This window comes from Citrobacter sp. Cu233, from assembly GCF_030332225.1.
In the GTDB taxonomy this organism is placed as follows: Bacteria; Pseudomonadota; Gammaproteobacteria; order Enterobacterales; family Enterobacteriaceae; genus Citrobacter.
Genome location: NZ_JAOWIF010000042.1, coordinates 47,747 through 63,547 on the forward strand (window position 1 = coordinate 47,747; position 15,801 = coordinate 63,547).

The window sequence follows — 15,801 nt, forward strand, 5'->3', positions numbered from 1 at the left end:
AATGCACTGGCAAACGCATACCGTTTTTAACCAACCTGTACCGCTCAATAACAGCAACTTATACCTGTCCGATGGCGCACTGTGTGAAGCCGTTGTTCGCGAAGGCGCGGGCTGGGACAGCGATCTTCTCGCCAGTATTGGCCAGCAATTAGGGACCGCAGAATCACTTGAGTTGGGTCGCCTGGCCAATACCTTTCCCCCCGAATTATTGCGCTACGACTCGCAGGGACAGCGACTGGACGATGTGCGTTTCCATCCCGCCTGGCATTTGCTGATGCAGGGACTGTGCGCCAACCGTGTGCATAACCTGGCCTGGGAAGAGGAGGCCAGACAGGGTACGTTTGTTGCCCGGGCTGCACGTTTTATGCTGCATGCGCAGGTGGAGGCGGGCACCTTGTGCCCGATAACCATGACCTTTGCCGCCACGCCGCTGTTATTACAGATGCTACCTTCACAATTTCATGATTGGTTTACGCCACTGCTAAGCGATCGTTATGACTCGCATTTACTGCCGGGGGGGCAAAAGCGTGGTTTGTTGATTGGTATGGGAATGACGGAGAAGCAAGGTGGCTCAGATGTGCTGAGCAATACCACTCAGGCTGAACGTCTTGCTGATGGCTCATATCGCCTGGTGGGACATAAATGGTTTTTCTCCGTGCCGCAAAGCGATGCGCATTTGGTGCTGGCGCAGACAAGGGGGGGATTGTCCTGCTTTTTTATGCCGCGATTCTTGCCTGATGGTCGGCGCAACGCCATCCGCCTTGAACGCCTGAAAGATAAGCTCGGTAATCGTTCTAATGCCAGTTGTGAGGTCGAGTTTCAGGATGCTATCGGCTGGCTACTGGGCGAGGAAGGGGAAGGTATTCGCCACATCCTGAAAATGGGCGGTATGACGCGTTTCGACTGCGCGCTTGGTAGCCACAGCATGATGCGACGTGCTTTTTCCGTGGCGATTTATCATGCACATCAGCGGCAGGTATTTGGTAAGCCTTTGATCGAACAACCGATGATGCGTCAGGTACTAAGCCGAATGGCGTTGCAGTTGGAAGGGCAGACCGCGTTACTGTTTCGGCTGGCGCGAGCCTGGGATCGCCGCACCGATACGAAAGAAGCCCTGTGGGCCAGATTATTCACACCCGCAGCGAAATTTGCCATCTGCAAAAATGGCATGCCGTTTGTTGCCGAGGCGATGGAAGTACTGGGCGGGGTGGGATATTGCGAAGATAGTGAGTTGCCCCGTTTGTACCGTGAAATGCCGGTGAACAGTATCTGGGAGGGTTCCGGCAACATTATGTGTCTTGATGTATTGCGGGTGCTGACGAAACAACCCGGCATGTACGATATGCTCAGTGAGGCTTTTGCTGAAGTAAAAGGGCAAGATCGTCATTACGATCGGATGGTACGTCAGTTGCAGCAACACCTACGTAAGCCCAGTGAGGCGTTGGCGAGGGAGATTACGCAGCAGCTTTTTCTGCTCGGGTGTGGCGCGCAGATACTGCGTTATGCCTCTCCGCCAGTCGCACAGGCCTGGTGTCAGATGATGCTGGATACGCGTGGTGTAAAACAGTTGTCTGCACAGGTGCAGGGTGATTTGCTACTGCGGGCAACGGGGGGAATACGGTAATACTATGCCAGATGGCGATGCTGTCGCGTCGTATCCTGCCTGCGTTCAATGTAGGCAGGATACGTTTATGCCATCCGACAATCTGTTATGCATAAAGTATGGCCTGTACGCGCCAGTTATCTGGCTGCTGTTCTTCATACATCTGAATAATCCGGTACCATGAGGCACCTTGTTCATCCGCTTTTAACGCCACAACACGTTCTACGTCCTGCGGGTTTCCTGCAATGTTACTGACCGATATCAGGCCAATTTCGTTCAGGCCTGTTACGCAGTCAGCACTGGCGAACTCAGCAGACTGCGCCGTTGTACCTACCAGTCCGGCAGAAAGCAGCAGTGAGGATAAGGCAAGTGATTGTTTCATCGTCAGCTCCATTATTCGTACCCCTACACATGGCAGGGCATTCCATCGCGATAATAAACCTCAAGCTCCCTGCTGTTGGTTTATTGTGCACAGGTAAACGCATAGGGGCGCAAAGCAATGTAAAGCTGACTAAATTTCAACCCAATGTTATTTACGATACAAAATAGCCTGTGAATACCATTGGCCTGTCACTACGGTCTCATCAACTAATAAGACAACGTAATAATCAGCTTTAGCCGCGACGGCTTTGGCACGGATCTCTGCCAGCGCATCATCTGGAGAGCCTCTTACCAGCGCATTGACTGTCCCTATTCGCTGCAACCCGTTGCTCTGGTCGCGGCGGATCTCTTGCGGGTGGTCGGCTACGGGCGGTGCAGGTTGTGGTGTACCCTGTAACACGCTACAGGCGCTTAAAAACGTCACCAGCAACAAAGAGGCAAACCGACGCATAACTCTATCTCGTTTCCTGATAGCCATAGTGTAGTGCCTTATTAAATTCCCTTTAGGGGAATGTTCCCGAATTGTTATCTCTCACGCGATTTTCGAATGAAAATGTTGCGAAAGCGTAACCCAGTTCTCAACATTATGAATCATTGCTGAACACATTCACTTGCGTTAAGTATTTCTCCATGGCATACCAGAAAAAAAGAGGCGACAAATGATAGAAATTGAAACACGCCAGCTGGCTGGTATCCCTGTCCTGCACGCAGTTCCTGCGGGTAAACGCGAGTGTCCACTTCCTTGTATTATCTTCTATCACGGGTTTACCTCCTCCGGTCTGGTCTACAGCTATTTTGCCGTTGCTCTGGCACAGGCCGGATTCCGGGTCGTGATGCCAGATGCGCCCGATCATGGTGCCCGCTTCACTAGCGATGTACAGGGGAGAATGTATCGCTTCTGGCAGATTTTGCAGCAAAATATGCAGGAGTTTACGACGTTACGTGCGGCGCTGGTGGCGGAAAATTGGCTATCAGATGAACGTCTTGCCGTTGGGGGGGCCTCAATGGGGGCAATGACGGCTCTGGGCATTATGGCACGCCATCCTGACGTAAAATGTGCAGCTAGCCTGATGGGGTCGGGTTATTTTACCCGGCTTGCACAAACGCTTTTTCCCCCTGTAGCGGTTCAGACGCCAGAACAGCGGGCGGAATTTGATAAGATTATCGCCCCACTGGCCGAGTGGGATGTTACACATCAGTTGCAACGTCTGGCCGACAGACCATTGCTGTTGTGGCATGGTCAGGATGACGATGTGGTTCCGGCTGTGGAAACTTTCCGTTTGCAGCAGGCGTTAATTCAGGCAGGTCTGGATAACAATCTAACCTGCCTGTGGGAAGCGGGTGTCCGACACCGCATCACGCCAGAAGCGCTCGCTGCGACAGTATCGTTTTTCCGCCAGCACCTTTAAACCCGTAAAATGTTCACGCCCTGAGCTTCAAGTTGTTCCAGGATCTCAGGGTTAGCATTTTTGCCGGTAATCAGCATATCGATTTGATCGGCACGGCTGAACAACATTCCCGCGCGTTCTCCAACTTTACTGCTATCGACCAGCACGACCAGTTTGCCGACCACGTTAAGCATCTTTTGCTCTGCCATTGCCGTCAGCATATCGGTTTTATACAGTCCATCAGCGGTCAGTCCTTTACCACTCGTAAACATCCAGTGTCCGGCATACAGGCTATTCTCGCTGCCCTGTGGGCTAAGTGTGATGGATTGGCTCTTGTTGTATTGCCCTCCCATGATGATCACGCTTTCATGCTCCTGGTCGATCAGATAGTTTGCCAGCGGCAGATAATTCGTGATGATCTGCACGGGTTTGCCGCACATTTCACGTCCGAGCAGGAATGCGGTTGAGCCGCAGTTGATCACCACGCTTTCACCTGCATTCACTAACTGGGATGCCGCTTTGGCAATGCGAACTTTTTCATCGTGATTCTGTGCCTGGTGCAGATTCATCGGTGTCCAGCGTGGGCGCTGCTGGGTAATGGCTTCTGCACCGTTACGGACTTTCTTGAGTTTGCCGCTCTCGTCGAGTTTGTTGATATCCCTGCGTGCTGTGGCCGGTGAAATCCCCAGGCGCTCAATCACGTTCTCAACGGTAACAAAGCCCAATTGCGCCAGCATATCCAGCAATATTTGATGTCTTTGTGCTTCAGTCATGAGCTATTCCGATACAAATTGATTTTAAAAGATGATATTTGAAATAGCCTGAAAATACTAAAGTAAAAGCTGAAAAGCATCTTCAATGTGCTGAACTCTACGGCAAATGCTGACTTGAGTGAGTGGTAGTACCCGCCGTCCATCGCTCTTTCTGGTGTCACAACGTCAGGAATCGCTCGCCTGTTGCTGAAGATTCCCGGCGTCATGAAACTAATACTGCCCCCTTAGTCACAGGAAGAGGGAACTGGTTAAGGGGACGTATTATCGTAGTATGCCTGATGAAACTTCAGGGTCTGGTTCCCGCGTTATTCTATTACGTAAATCCCGGCGAATAATCTCAATAGACCAGAACCACACTAAATGACCAAATATTTCTGATACGTGTTCATACCAGGGTAGGGTGAAGAGAGAGGGGGTTAACCCCATGATAGGGAATGAAATCATGTGGACAAAAAGTTGGGCTAACGCACCGGCCAATAACCCCTGCCATAGCTTGATTTTTGGGAATATTTCGGCCACAACGCAGTATCCTACGGCGAACACAACCGAAAAGATGATGTGCGTTACACCAACCCAATTGAATACATGTCCGGCAAAAATATAAACCGCAGAATTAGGGTCCGCTACACCAAGCCAGTCGCGAAGAAAAATATAGGGTGGATTGAGAAAATTTCGAGAGCAGTCTATTTGTCCTGCTGCTCTCATTAATGATTCTGGTCCGCAAGCGCTTATAAATAGGTCTGTTGGGCTACGTGGAGGAAGAGGGACTTCGGCTCCCCATTTCACAAATGCGGAAACAATCCCGGCAATTAAGCCAATAAATGTAGCCAGCCCATAATGCCTGCGACTGGGAAGTGTCCGTTCTAATATATTCATCTTTTTGCCATTATTTTTTTTACGCCGGGCTTCCCCGGCGTTTTTTAACTCACAGGAAGGATTTAAACGGTAAATCCGGCTCGATCGTGAAGCAATCGTCAAATCCACGGGGATAGTGGTACTCGAAATTATCTTTATCCAGTGGCCAGGTGAATTTGCCGCCAACCTGCCAGATAAACGGCTTAAAGCCATATTTCAAACGATCTTTTTTCATCTCCCACAGAATACGGATCTCCTGCGGATCGGCCTGGAAGTTTGACCAGATATCATGATGGAAAGGGATCACCACTTTGGTGTTCAGTGCTTCCGCCATACGCAGCATGTCGGAACTGGTCATCTTGTCCGTAATACCACGCGGGTTCTCACCGTAGGAGCCGAGCGCCACGTCGATCTGATGTTCGTTGCCGTGTTTCGCGTAGTAGTTGGAGTAGTGGGAGTCACCGCTGTGGTACAACGTACCTCCCGGTGTTTTGAACAGGTAGTTTACTGCGCGTTCGTCCATGCCGTCCGGCAGTACGCCCGCTGCTTTTTGATCGGCTGGAAGGGTGATCAGAGCCGTACGGTCAAACGCGTCAAGTGCATGAATTTCAATGTCTTTCACTTTCACCACATCGCCCGGTTTGACCACGATACAACGCTCTTTCGGCACGCCCCAGCCAATCCATAAATCCACACAGGTTTTTGGTCCGATAAACGGGACATCGGCAGCGCAGTTTTGCATGACGGCTGCTGCGACGTTCACATCAATGTGATCGTTATGATCGTGAGTGGCCAGTACCGCGTCGATCTGACGAATGGCGAAAGGATCGAGAACAAACGGCGTGGTGCGCAGGTTTGGCTGCAGTTTCTTCACACCTGCCATGCGCTGCATCTGATGGCCCGCTTTCATCAGTGGATTACCGTGACTCTGCTTGCCTGTTCCGCACCAGAAATCGACGCAGACGTTCGTCCCGCCTTCTGATTTCAGCCAAATTCCGGTACAGCCCAGCCACCACATAGCAAAGGTGCCTGGCGCAACCTGTTCCTGTTCGATCTCTTCGTTTAGCCAGCTACCCCACTCCGGGAACGTGCTCAGGATCCATGATTCACGCGTGATACTTTTTACTTTACTCATCGCATTTACCCTCATGTTTATTCATATTGAATCATAATGTGATTTAATTTGATTGATACTGACATCATTTTATCAAGAAGGCAATGTGCTGATTTTTTATGTCACCGCAAGGGATAGGCAGGATTAACAGGGTTATAAGTAATTCCTGTATCAGGATTTGATTGTATTTGTTTGTTTTATATTGAATTATTTTTTTATCGTTGAATAGCGAACAAGACCTTTCTTACAGTGAGAGAATTATTTGCGTACTGTATCACATTTAATCAAATTCAATCTTGTTGTGATTACTTTTGAAAACTAGAGTGGGGGCACAACATCCTGGGCATCTGTAATGAATGTTCAGCAACTTCGTCTACTGGAGATCGTTATGGAGATCCTCTACAACATCTTTACCGTCTTTTTTAATCAGGTTATGACTAACGCCCCACTGCTGTTGGGGATTGTGACCTGTCTCGGCTACATCCTGTTGCGTAAAAGTGTCAGCGTCATTATCAAAGGCACGATCAAAACGATCATCGGCTTTATGCTGCTGCAGGCGGGGTCTGGCATTCTCACCAGCACGTTCAAACCAGTAGTAGCGAAGATGTCCGAGGTTTACGGTATCAACGGTGCGATTTCCGATACCTATGCCTCGATGATGGCGACCATCGAACGCATGGGGGATGCCTATAGCTGGGTGGGCTATGCGGTGCTGTTAGCGCTGGCGCTGAATATCTGTTACGTGTTGCTGCGGCGGATTACCGGTATTCGCACCATCATGCTGACCGGCCACATCATGTTCCAGCAGGCGGGATTGATTGCCGTCACGCTGTTTATTTTCGGCTACTCCATGTGGACGACCATTATCTGCACCGCGATTCTGGTTTCGCTTTATTGGGGCATTACCTCCAACATGATGTACAAGCCGACGCAGGAAGTGACAGACGGCTGTGGTTTCTCCATCGGCCACCAACAGCAGTTCGCCTCGTGGATCGCCTATAAAATTGCACCGTTTCTGGGCAAGAAAGAAGAGAGCGTCGAAGACCTCAAGTTGCCTGGCTGGCTGAATATTTTCCACGACAATATTGTTTCGACTGCAATTGTCATGACCATTTTCTTTGGCGCCATCCTGCTCTCCTTTGGCATCGACACCGTGCAGGCGATGGCGGGTAAAGTGCACTGGACGGTCTACATTCTGCAAACCGGTTTCTCGTTCGCTGTTGCCATTTTCATCATCACCCAGGGTGTACGTATGTTCGTTGCTGAACTTTCAGAAGCGTTCAACGGTATTTCTCAACGTTTGATTCCTGGGGCGGTACTGGCGATTGACTGTGCGGCGATATACAGCTTTGCCCCAAACGCTGTGGTCTGGGGTTTTATGTGGGGCACCATCGGCCAACTGATTGCTGTTGGCATTCTGGTAGGCCTTGGCTCTTCCATTCTGATTATCCCCGGCTTTATTCCAATGTTCTTCTCTAACGCCACTATCGGCGTATTTGCTAACCATTTTGGCGGCTGGCGAGCGGCGCTCAAGATTTGTCTGGTGATGGGCATGATCGAAATATTTGGCTGCGTTTGGGCGGTGAAACTCACCGGTATGAGCGCCTGGATGGGGATGGCGGACTGGTCGATTCTGGCACCACCGATGATGCAGGGCTTCTTCTCCATCGGTATCGCCTTTATGGCCGTCATTATTGTGATTGCACTGGCTTATATGTTCTTCGCAGGACGCTCATTGCGTGCTGAGGAAGACGCAGAAAAACAACTGGCAGAACACTCTGCTTAATAAGGAGTTCCGATTATGACCGTACGTATTCTGGCTGTATGTGGCAATGGACAGGGCAGTTCCATGATCATGAAAATGAAGGTGGATCAGTTTTTAACTCAGTCAAATATTGACCACACGGTGAATAGCTGCGCAGTGGGTGAGTACAAAAGTGAACTGAGCGGCGCGGATATCATCATCGCCTCTACCCATATCGCCGGCGAAATTACCGTTTCTGGCAATAAGTATGTAGTGGGGGTGCGCAACATGCTGTCTCCCGCTGATTTTGGTCCAAAACTGCTGGAAGTGATTAAAGAACACTTTCCACAGGACGTGAAATAAGGGCTCGCTATGAAACTACGTGATTCGCTGGCAGAAAATAACTCCATCCGCTTGCAGGCTGAAGCGGAGACCTGGCAGGAGGCGGTGAAAATCGGCGTCGATCTGCTGGTGGCTGCAGATGTGGTTGAACCACGTTACTACCAGGCCATCCTCGACGGAGTAGAACAGTTTGGTCCGTACTTTGTGATTGCGCCTGGCCTTGCTATGCCGCATGGACGTCCGGAGGAAGGGGTCAAGAAAACCGGTTTTGCGCTGGTCACGCTGCAAACACCGCTGGTGTTTAACCACGAAGATAATGACCCGGTCGATATCCTGATAACGATGGCGGCAGTTGATGCCAACACGCATCAGGAAGTCGGCATCATGCAGATTGTGAACCTGTTTGATGATGAAGCCAATTTTGACCGTTTACGCGCCTGCCGCACCGCGCAGGAAGTGCTGGATTTAATTGATAACGCCACTGCGGCGGCTGTTTAAAGGAACAATAAAATGCCATTACCTATGTTGCAGGTTGCGCTGGATAACCAATCAATGGCTTCTGCGTATGAAACAACACGGTTGATTGCCGAAGAGGTGGATATCATCGAGGTCGGCACCATCCTTTGTGTTGCAGAAGGCGTACGTGCCGTTCGCGATCTGAAAGCACTCTACCCGCATAAAATCGTGCTGGCAGACGCCAAAATCGCCGATGCGGGCAAAATCCTCTCTCGTATGTGCTTCGAAGCCAACGCTGACTGGGTCACTGTGATTTGCTGTGCAGATATCAACACCGCTAAAGGTGCGCTGGACGTAGCGCACGAGTTTAACGGCGACGTACAGATTGAACTGACTGGCTATTGGACGTGGGAACAAGCACAAGAGTGGCGCGAAGCGGGCATTGGGCAGGTGGTTTATCATCGCAGTCGTGACGCACAGGCCGCAGGCGTGGCGTGGGGCGAAGCGGACATTACGGCGATCAAACGTCTGTCCGATATGGGCTTCAAAGTCACTGTTACCGGGGGGCTGGCGCTGGAAGACCTACCGCTGTTCCAGGGGATTCCGATTCATGTCTTTATTGCCGGTCGCAGTATCCGAGACGCCGCCTCTCCTGTGGAGGCTGCGCGTCAGTTCAAACGTTCCATTGCCCAACTGTGGGGATAAGGAGCGGATATGTTATCCAAACAGATCCCACTTGGCATCTATGAAAAAGCGCTCCCCGCCGGGGAGTGCTGGCGGGAAAGGCTGCAACTGGCGAAAACGCTAGGGTTCGATTTTGTCGAGATGTCGGTGGATGAAACCGACGATCGCCTGTCGCGTCTGGACTGGAGCCGCGAGCAACGTCTGGCGTTGGTGAATGCGATTGTCGAAACCGGCGTGCGTGTGCCTTCTATGTGTCTCTCTGCGCATCGTCGCTTCCCGCTGGGTAGTGAAGACGACGCCGTGCGGTTGCAGGGGCTGGAGATTATGCGTAAAGCCATCCAGTTCGCGCAGGACGTGGGTATTCGCGTGATCCAACTGGCGGGCTATGACGTTTACTATCAGGAAGCGAACAACGAAACGCGTCGCCGTTTCCGGGACGGGCTGAAAGAGAGCGTCGAGATGGCAAGCCGTGCGCAGGTGACGCTGGCGATGGAGATCATGGATTATCCGTTGATGAACTCCATCAGCAAGGCGCTGGGCTATGCCCACTATCTCAACAACCCGTGGTTCCAGCTTTACCCGGATATCGGCAATCTGTCAGCGTGGGACAACGACGTGCAGATGGAATTGCAGGCTGGAATGGGGCATATCGTCGCGGTTCACGTCAAAGACACTAAACCGGGCGTCTTCAAAAACGTCCCGTTTGGCGAAGGCGTGGTGGATTTCGAACGTTGCTTCGAAACGCTCAAACAGAGTGGCTATTGCGGGCCCTATCTGATTGAGATGTGGAGCGAAACGGCTGAAGACCCGGCGGCGGAAGTGGCGAAAGCGCGTGATTGGGTGAAAGCGCGTATGGCCAACGCAGGTCTGGTGGAGGCGGCATAGTGCAAAAGCTGAAACAGCAGGTGTTTGAAGCCAACATGGATCTGCCGCGTTACGGGCTGGTGACCTTTACCTGGGGCAATGTCAGTGCCATCGACCGTGAAAGCGAGCGGGTGGTGATCAAGCCCAGCGGCGTCGCTTATGAAACCATGAAAGCGGACGATATGGTGGTGGTCGATATGTCTGGCAAGGTGGTGGACGGGCAGTATCGCCCGTCATCAGACACCGCGACGCATCTTGAACTCTATCGCCGTTACCCGTCGCTTGGTGGCATTGTCCATACCCACTCCACCCATGCCACCGCATGGGCGCAGGCGGGGCTGGCGATCCCGGCGCTAGGCACCACGCATGCGGACTACTTCTTTGGCGATATTCCCTGTACCAGGGCGTTAAACGAAGCAGAAGTGCAGGGCGAGTACGAACTGAACACCGGCAAAGTGATTATCGAAACGCTGGGCGACGCCGAGCCGCTGCATATGCCGGGAATTGTGGTGTATCAGCACGGGCCGTTTGCCTGGGGGAAAGATGCCCACGATGCGGTGCATAACGCGGTGGTGATGGAAGAAGTGGCGAAAATGGCGTGGATTGCGCGCGGCATCAACCCGGCGCTAAACCCCATTGATGGTTATTTGATGAAAAAGCATTTTATGCGTAAGCATGGACCTGATGCTTATTACGGGCAGACGTGAAACGGTTGCCCCGGGCTACGTACACTTCTGGGTGTGTGTAACCGATCGATCCGCTCGGGGTAACGCCTTCATGCAAAAAAAAGCCCCCAATGAAGGGGGCAAGTTAAACTGTGGCAATGTTCTTGTTGGTTATTTCCGGGTGCTAGCGATAAATGTCTGCGCTGGCGTGTATGTTACCGTTACTACCGGGTTCTCTGATGAGGATCTCATGGTAGTAAGTTGCGCCTTGCGCATCTGTCTCTTCGTTCAGAGCCTGAGTGGCTTCACTTTCAGTGGCGAAGTTATGATTTATGTAAATTACGCCTAAGCTCTGTACATCATCCATATTTCTGGCCTGATGATTGTCAATTTTGATGGCTGCCATTGCATTTGCGCTAAGCAAAAGCACAGCCAGAAGGGTCAAAACACGGGCTCGCATATGTACCTCCTCGACTGCGGTCTTTGGTTGCTTGTCTCCTGTGAGTCGTTAGCTTCTGATGTAATTTTAACCGCAACCAACGTAGTCGATAGCGACCATTTCTGATGCAGTTGTTCAAAAAATTACCGCATTGCCATCTTTCCTTTAATTAACAGTCAGCTGATATCTACCGCTGCGATAAAAAATACCTGTTTACCAGGCATAAACTCTTACCAAATTGTCAATTTAACCAGAGGAGTACGCCGTTTATAGTGGGCCTTATAATCAACATAACTTTATGATTATAAGGAAAAAACTTATGGATACTTCATTCATGGATTTCAGCTACTTTGTGATTATGTTTATGTTCGCGCTGGTGGCTGGCTTTATTAACGTGGTGTCAGGTGGCGGCGGGTTTCTCTCTATTGGCGCATTACTGATTTCCGGTTTACCCCCGGCTAACGCGCTAGCAACCAATAAGATTCAGGCGTTGGGCAGTTCGCTTACCTCTGGGATTTACTTTTTACGCCGGGGGCACATCAACGTACAGGAACATAAGTATGTGTTCTTATCTGCTTTTATTGGTTCGGCATTAGGTACGACGCTTATTCAGTTCATTGAACCAGAACTGCTGAAAAAACTGCTGCCAGTACTGATTATTGCCGTCGCTATCTACTTTATTTTTGCGCCTAATCTTAGCGAACCGAAGAGAAAGCAAAAGATCTCCCTGTTTCTCTTTTCGTTGATCGGTGGTGGTTGCATTGGTTTTTATGATGGATTTCTCGGGGCTGGGGCCGGCTCTTTTTATACGCTCAGCTATATCTTGTTGTGGGGATACAGCATCGATAAGGCGCAAATTCACTCTAACTTTATTAATCTGGCGTCGAATATCGCTTCGATTTTGTTTTTCATTTTCGGCGGTAAAATGATCTGGTCGCTGGGGCTGGTGATGTTTGCCGGGCAGTCCCTCGGAGCACGTCTTGGCGCGACGGTTGTACTGACGCGCGGGAAGAAAGTTATCCGGCCGATGATTGTCGTTGTCTCCATTTGTATCAGCGTCAAAATGCTGCTGGATATGTATTAATGGCGGCATGGTAAATAATCGTACAAGCACCTTGAGTTTAGCGGCTGACCTCAGTATTATGACGCGTCATTTTTCAGCCGACCTTTAACACGTTCCTTGCCTCCATGGGCCTCGGCTGACCCAGACAGGAGGCTGAATAATCCGTAAGGAGCAATTCGATGCGTCATTACGAAATCGTTTTTATGGTCCATCCTGACCAGAGCGAACAGGTTCCGGGTATGATCGAACGCTACACTGCTGCCATCACTGGTGCAGAAGGCACGATCCACCGTCTGGAAGACTGGGGCCGCCGTCAGCTGGCTTACCCGATCAACAAACTGCACAAAGCTCACTACGTTCTGATGAACGTTGAAGCGCCGCAGGAAGTGATCGATGAGCTGGAAACTACCTTCCGCTTCAACGATGCCGTTATCCGCAGCATGGTTATGCGTACTAAACACGCTGTTACCGAAGCATCTCCGATGGTTAAAGCGAAAGACGAGCGTCGTGAACGTCGCGATGATTTCGCTAACGAAACCGCAGATGATGCTGAAGCTGGGGATTCTGAAGAGTAATTTCTGATGACCAACCGTCTGGCGCTGTCCGGCACCGTGTGCAGGGCTCCCCTTCGAAAGGTCAGTCCATCAGGAATTCCTCATTGCCAGTTCGTGCTTGAGCATCGTTCTGTGCAGGAGGAAGCCGGGTTTCACCGGCAGGCGTGGTGCCAAATGCCCGTTATTATTAGCGGACACGAAAACCAGGCCATTACTCACAGTATAACGGTCGGTAGCGCAGTGACCGTTCAGGGGTTCATCTCTTGCCATAAGGCAAAGAACGGCCTGAGCAAAATGGTTCTGCATGCCGAGCAGATTGAATTGATAGATTCTGGAGACTAGCCATATGGCACGTTATTTCCGTCGTCGCAAGTTCTGCCGTTTCACCGCGGAAGGCGTTCAAGAGATCGACTATAAAGATATCGCTACGCTGAAAAACTACATCACCGAAAGCGGTAAGATTGTCCCAAGCCGTATCACCGGTACCCGTGCAAAATACCAGCGTCAGCTGGCTCGCGCTATCAAACGCGCTCGCTACCTGTCCCTGCTGCCGTACACTGATCGTCATCAGTAATCGGTCACGGTCCATTAATACGACTTTGAGAGGATAAGGTAATGCAAGTTATTCTGCTTGATAAAGTAGCAAACCTGGGTAGCCTGGGTGATCAGGTTAACGTTAAAGCGGGCTATGCTCGTAACTTCCTGGTACCACAGGGTAAAGCTGTTCCTGCTACCAAGAAAAACGTTGAATTTTTCGAAGCGCGTCGCGCTGAACTGGAAGCCAAACTGGCTGACGTTCTGGCCGCTGCTGAAGCTCGTGCTGAGAAAATCAATGCACTGGAAACCGTTACCATCGCGTCTAAAGCAGGCGACGAAGGTAAACTGTTCGGTTCCATCGGTACTCGCGACATCGCTGACGCTGTAACTGCAGCTGGCGTTGACGTTGCTAAGAGCGAAGTTCGTCTGCCGAACGGCGTTCTGCGTACCACTGGTGAGCACGAAGTGAGCTTCCAGGTTCACAGCGAAGTGTTTGCTAAGCTGACTGTAAACGTAGTTGCAGAATAAGTTTTTATTCTGACAATTTCGTAAAAAGCGCCGGCCTTGTGTCGGCGTTTTGCTTTTCTACCCTCCTGTTTTTCGCTCTGGCTATTCTTTGTCCTTTTCGGGATAATCATAAAAATAAAACATTATTTCAAAGTGGTGATGGAATGGAACCAACGCACCAACCTCTGTTCGCGCGTAAAAATGTTGTCTACCTGGGCGCAGCTTTCTGTTGCCTGTTGTGGGGAAGCGCTTATCCGGCGATAAAAAGCGGATACGAGGTTTTCCAGATTGCCACGGATGACATTCCGTCAAAAATTGTCTTTGCCGGATACCGTTTCCTGTTTGCGGGATTATTGCTGTTGCTGCTGGCGATGGTGCAACGTAAACCGATTGGCAGGTTAAGCCCGCGTCAGTTTGGCCAGCTTACGCTCCTTGGGTTGACGCAAACCTCGCTGCAATACATTTTCTTTTATATCGGTCTGGCGTTCACGACGGGCGTGAAGGGCTCAATCATGAATGCCACCGGTACGTTCTTTAGCGTGTTGCTGGCCCACTTTATCTATCAAAATGACAAGCTGAGTTACAACAAAACTCTGGGCTGTATTCTGGGCTTTACCGGCGTGATGGTGGTGAACTTCAACAGTGGAATGGATTTTAGTTTCAACCTGTTAGGGGACGGTTCAGTCGTGATGGCGGCCTTTATTCTCTCTGCGGCCACGCTATACGGTAAACGCATTTCTCAGACGGTAGACCCAACGGTCATGACAGGTTACCAACTGGGGATGGGCGGTCTGGCGTTAGTTATCGGCGGTTATGCTTTTGGCGGGACACTGACCGTACACGGCTCTGCTTCAGTGGCTATTCTGGGTTACCTGACGTTGCTTTCATCGGTGGCCTTCGCTTTGTGGAGCATTTTGCTCAAGTACAACCGCGTGGGAATGATCGCGCCGTTTAACTTCCTGATCCCGGTTTCAGGGGCGGTGCTGTCGTCAATTTTTCTCGGTGAGAACATTCTCGAATGGAAATATGCGGTGGCGCTGGTGCTGGTCTGTTCGGGGATTTGGTGGGTGAATAAGGTGAAGCGTTAGTGCTTCACCTTGATGCCTGATGACGCTATGCGCATCAGGCCTGTTGACTGAGACGGTCTTAGCGTGCGCGAATAAAGCTGCCGTTGGGCTGGCGGGTAAACAATACCTGCTGACCATTTCCACTATCAATGGTTAACCCGGTCACCACCCCGTTAGCATTCTGCCTGATTTGGATCATCTGACCGTCTTTCAGGTTGCTCAGCGGTTTTCCTGCGCCTTCTACCTGCGCCATTGCGTACACATCGGTCGGTGGAAGATTATGGTCCCGGAAGACCTGGGCCAGCGTTTTTCCGGAATCTACGCGGTAGGTACGCCACTGCTGCTCAATACCACTATTTTGCTGAAAGGGCTGCGTCTGAGGCTGTGATTGCTGGCTCTGTGTCTGTGTATCGGGATCGCCTTCCTGGATGGGTTCCGGTGCAACTGGAGCCACCTGGCCGGGATCATTTTGTGGTGCGATCAACTGCGCCTGAAGCTGCGCTTCAGTTGGCGGCTGGGACTGCGACTGCAAATCCAGCTGTGCATTACGCGTGACCACCGGGGTATCGTTGGTGTCACTGGAAGGAAGCAGGAAACCTATCACCAGCACGATGGCAGCAGCAATAATGCCACGGCGATGCATAGGCGGTAGCGGGTCCATAATGCGAAAATTGTCCGGTGCATGCCAGATTTTCGCCAGGGTTGGTTTTAATTCAAAGCGCCCGGGCATGGCTTTCCTCCTGCTCCGCGTCTCGTTCCTCTGTC

At 51.0% G+C, this 15,801-nt stretch carries 21 protein-coding genes; 14 read left to right on the plus strand and 7 right to left on the minus strand.

The annotated features are described in order from the left end of the window. The first annotated feature begins 1 nt into the window (after position 1). Positions 2–1,624, plus strand: a complete 1,623-nt coding sequence (locus OGX95_RS18775) for an isovaleryl-CoA dehydrogenase (protein ID WP_286630548.1) — start codon at positions 2–4, stop codon at positions 1,622–1,624. An 85-nt stretch (positions 1,625–1,709) separates the two neighbouring features. On the opposite strand, the gene yjfN is transcribed toward OGX95_RS18775, so the two are convergent. Both yjfN and bsmA read right to left on the minus strand, forming a co-directional pair. After that, positions 1,710–1,985 (minus strand): DUF1471 family protease activator YjfN, encoded by a 276-nt coding sequence (gene yjfN / locus OGX95_RS18780; protein ID WP_005134428.1) that lies wholly within the window; start codon positions 1,983–1,985, stop codon positions 1,710–1,712. Positions 1,986–2,132: 147 nt separating this feature from the next. Beyond that, on the minus strand, positions 2,133–2,462 hold the full coding sequence (gene bsmA / locus OGX95_RS18785; RefSeq protein WP_271440281.1) for a biofilm peroxide resistance protein BsmA: 330 nt from the start codon (positions 2,460–2,462) through the stop codon (positions 2,133–2,135). 181 nt (positions 2,463–2,643) lie between these two features. On the opposite strand from bsmA, the gene yjfP reads away from it, so the two are divergent. Beyond that, complete coding sequence (gene yjfP, locus OGX95_RS18790; RefSeq protein WP_286630549.1) at positions 2,644–3,393, plus strand: esterase; 750 nt, start codon at positions 2,644–2,646, stop codon at positions 3,391–3,393. Here yjfP and ulaR read toward each other — a convergent pair. The 3 genes from ulaR to ulaG form a co-directional block, all read right to left on the minus strand. Beyond that, positions 3,390–4,145: an HTH-type transcriptional regulator UlaR gene (ulaR, locus tag OGX95_RS18795; RefSeq protein ID WP_271440283.1), complete on the minus strand. Its 756-nt coding sequence runs from the start codon at positions 4,143–4,145 to the stop codon at positions 3,390–3,392. The genes yjfP and ulaR overlap by 4 nt on opposite strands. Positions 4,146–4,406: 261 nt before the next feature. Continuing rightward, positions 4,407–5,021: a YagU family protein gene (locus OGX95_RS18800; RefSeq protein ID WP_286630550.1), complete on the minus strand. Its 615-nt coding sequence runs from the start codon at positions 5,019–5,021 to the stop codon at positions 4,407–4,409. Between the two features lie 49 nt (positions 5,022–5,070). Continuing rightward, the gene (gene ulaG / locus OGX95_RS18805; protein ID WP_286630551.1) at positions 5,071–6,135 is read right to left on the minus strand and encodes an L-ascorbate 6-phosphate lactonase; all 1,065 of its coding nucleotides are present in this window, start codon (positions 6,133–6,135) and stop codon (positions 5,071–5,073) included. A gap of 367 nt (positions 6,136–6,502) precedes the next feature. On the opposite strand from ulaG, the gene ulaA reads away from it, so the two are divergent. From ulaA to OGX95_RS18835, 6 genes are read left to right on the plus strand one after another with little or no spacing between them, the layout of a single operon-like run. Next, complete coding sequence (ulaA, locus tag OGX95_RS18810) at positions 6,503–7,900, plus strand: PTS ascorbate transporter subunit IIC (RefSeq protein ID WP_286630822.1); 1,398 nt, start codon at positions 6,503–6,505, stop codon at positions 7,898–7,900. Positions 7,901–7,915: 15 nt separating this feature from the next. Beyond that, the gene (ulaB, locus tag OGX95_RS18815) at positions 7,916–8,221 is read left to right on the plus strand and encodes a PTS ascorbate transporter subunit IIB (RefSeq protein WP_045439008.1); all 306 of its coding nucleotides are present in this window, start codon (positions 7,916–7,918) and stop codon (positions 8,219–8,221) included. A 9-nt stretch (positions 8,222–8,230) separates the two neighbouring features. Next, entirely contained in the window at positions 8,231–8,698 is a 468-nt protein-coding gene (ulaC, locus tag OGX95_RS18820; protein ID WP_286630552.1) for a PTS ascorbate transporter subunit IIA, read from the plus strand. 12 nt (positions 8,699–8,710) lie between these two features. Further along, positions 8,711–9,361: a 3-keto-L-gulonate-6-phosphate decarboxylase UlaD gene (gene ulaD / locus OGX95_RS18825; protein ID WP_286630553.1), complete on the plus strand. Its 651-nt coding sequence runs from the start codon at positions 8,711–8,713 to the stop codon at positions 9,359–9,361. Positions 9,362–9,370: 9 nt separating this feature from the next. Further along, the gene (ulaE, locus tag OGX95_RS18830) at positions 9,371–10,225 is read left to right on the plus strand and encodes an L-ribulose-5-phosphate 3-epimerase UlaE (RefSeq protein WP_286630554.1); all 855 of its coding nucleotides are present in this window, start codon (positions 9,371–9,373) and stop codon (positions 10,223–10,225) included. Then, complete coding sequence (locus tag OGX95_RS18835; RefSeq protein ID WP_286630555.1) at positions 10,225–10,911, plus strand: L-ribulose-5-phosphate 4-epimerase; 687 nt, start codon at positions 10,225–10,227, stop codon at positions 10,909–10,911. The genes ulaE and OGX95_RS18835 overlap by 1 nt, the downstream gene beginning before the upstream one ends. A gap of 142 nt (positions 10,912–11,053) precedes the next feature. Here OGX95_RS18835 and yjfY read toward each other — a convergent pair whose 3' ends face one another. Beyond that, entirely contained in the window at positions 11,054–11,329 is a 276-nt protein-coding gene (gene yjfY, locus OGX95_RS18840; RefSeq protein ID WP_202039800.1) for a DUF1471 family protein YjfY, read from the minus strand. Between the two features lie 298 nt (positions 11,330–11,627). On the opposite strand from yjfY, the gene OGX95_RS18845 reads away from it, so the two are divergent. The 6 genes from OGX95_RS18845 (at position 11,628) to OGX95_RS18870 (ending at position 15,057) form a co-directional block, all read left to right on the plus strand. Next, entirely contained in the window at positions 11,628–12,392 is a 765-nt protein-coding gene (locus OGX95_RS18845) for a TSUP family transporter (RefSeq protein WP_286630556.1), read from the plus strand. Between the two features lie 158 nt (positions 12,393–12,550). Further along, positions 12,551–12,946 (plus strand): 30S ribosomal protein S6, encoded by a 396-nt coding sequence (gene rpsF / locus OGX95_RS18850; RefSeq protein WP_003025672.1) that lies wholly within the window; start codon positions 12,551–12,553, stop codon positions 12,944–12,946. Positions 12,947–12,952: 6 nt separating this feature from the next. Continuing rightward, a complete protein-coding gene (gene priB, locus OGX95_RS18855; protein WP_003025674.1) occupies positions 12,953–13,267 on the plus strand; it encodes a primosomal replication protein N in 315 nt (104 codons plus the stop codon). A gap of 4 nt (positions 13,268–13,271) precedes the next feature. Continuing rightward, positions 13,272–13,499 (plus strand): 30S ribosomal protein S18, encoded by a 228-nt coding sequence (gene rpsR, locus OGX95_RS18860; protein ID WP_000135199.1) that lies wholly within the window; start codon positions 13,272–13,274, stop codon positions 13,497–13,499. A gap of 41 nt (positions 13,500–13,540) precedes the next feature. After that, complete coding sequence (gene rplI / locus OGX95_RS18865; RefSeq protein WP_137383988.1) at positions 13,541–13,990, plus strand: 50S ribosomal protein L9; 450 nt, start codon at positions 13,541–13,543, stop codon at positions 13,988–13,990. Between the two features lie 143 nt (positions 13,991–14,133). Beyond that, entirely contained in the window at positions 14,134–15,057 is a 924-nt protein-coding gene (locus tag OGX95_RS18870; protein WP_286630557.1) for a DMT family transporter, read from the plus strand. A gap of 58 nt (positions 15,058–15,115) precedes the next feature. Here OGX95_RS18870 and OGX95_RS18875 read toward each other — a convergent pair whose 3' ends face one another. Continuing rightward, positions 15,116–15,766, minus strand: coding sequence for an OapA family protein (locus OGX95_RS18875; protein ID WP_286630558.1), 651 nt, complete (start codon positions 15,764–15,766; stop codon positions 15,116–15,118). Positions 15,767–15,801: the final 35 nt, after the last annotated feature.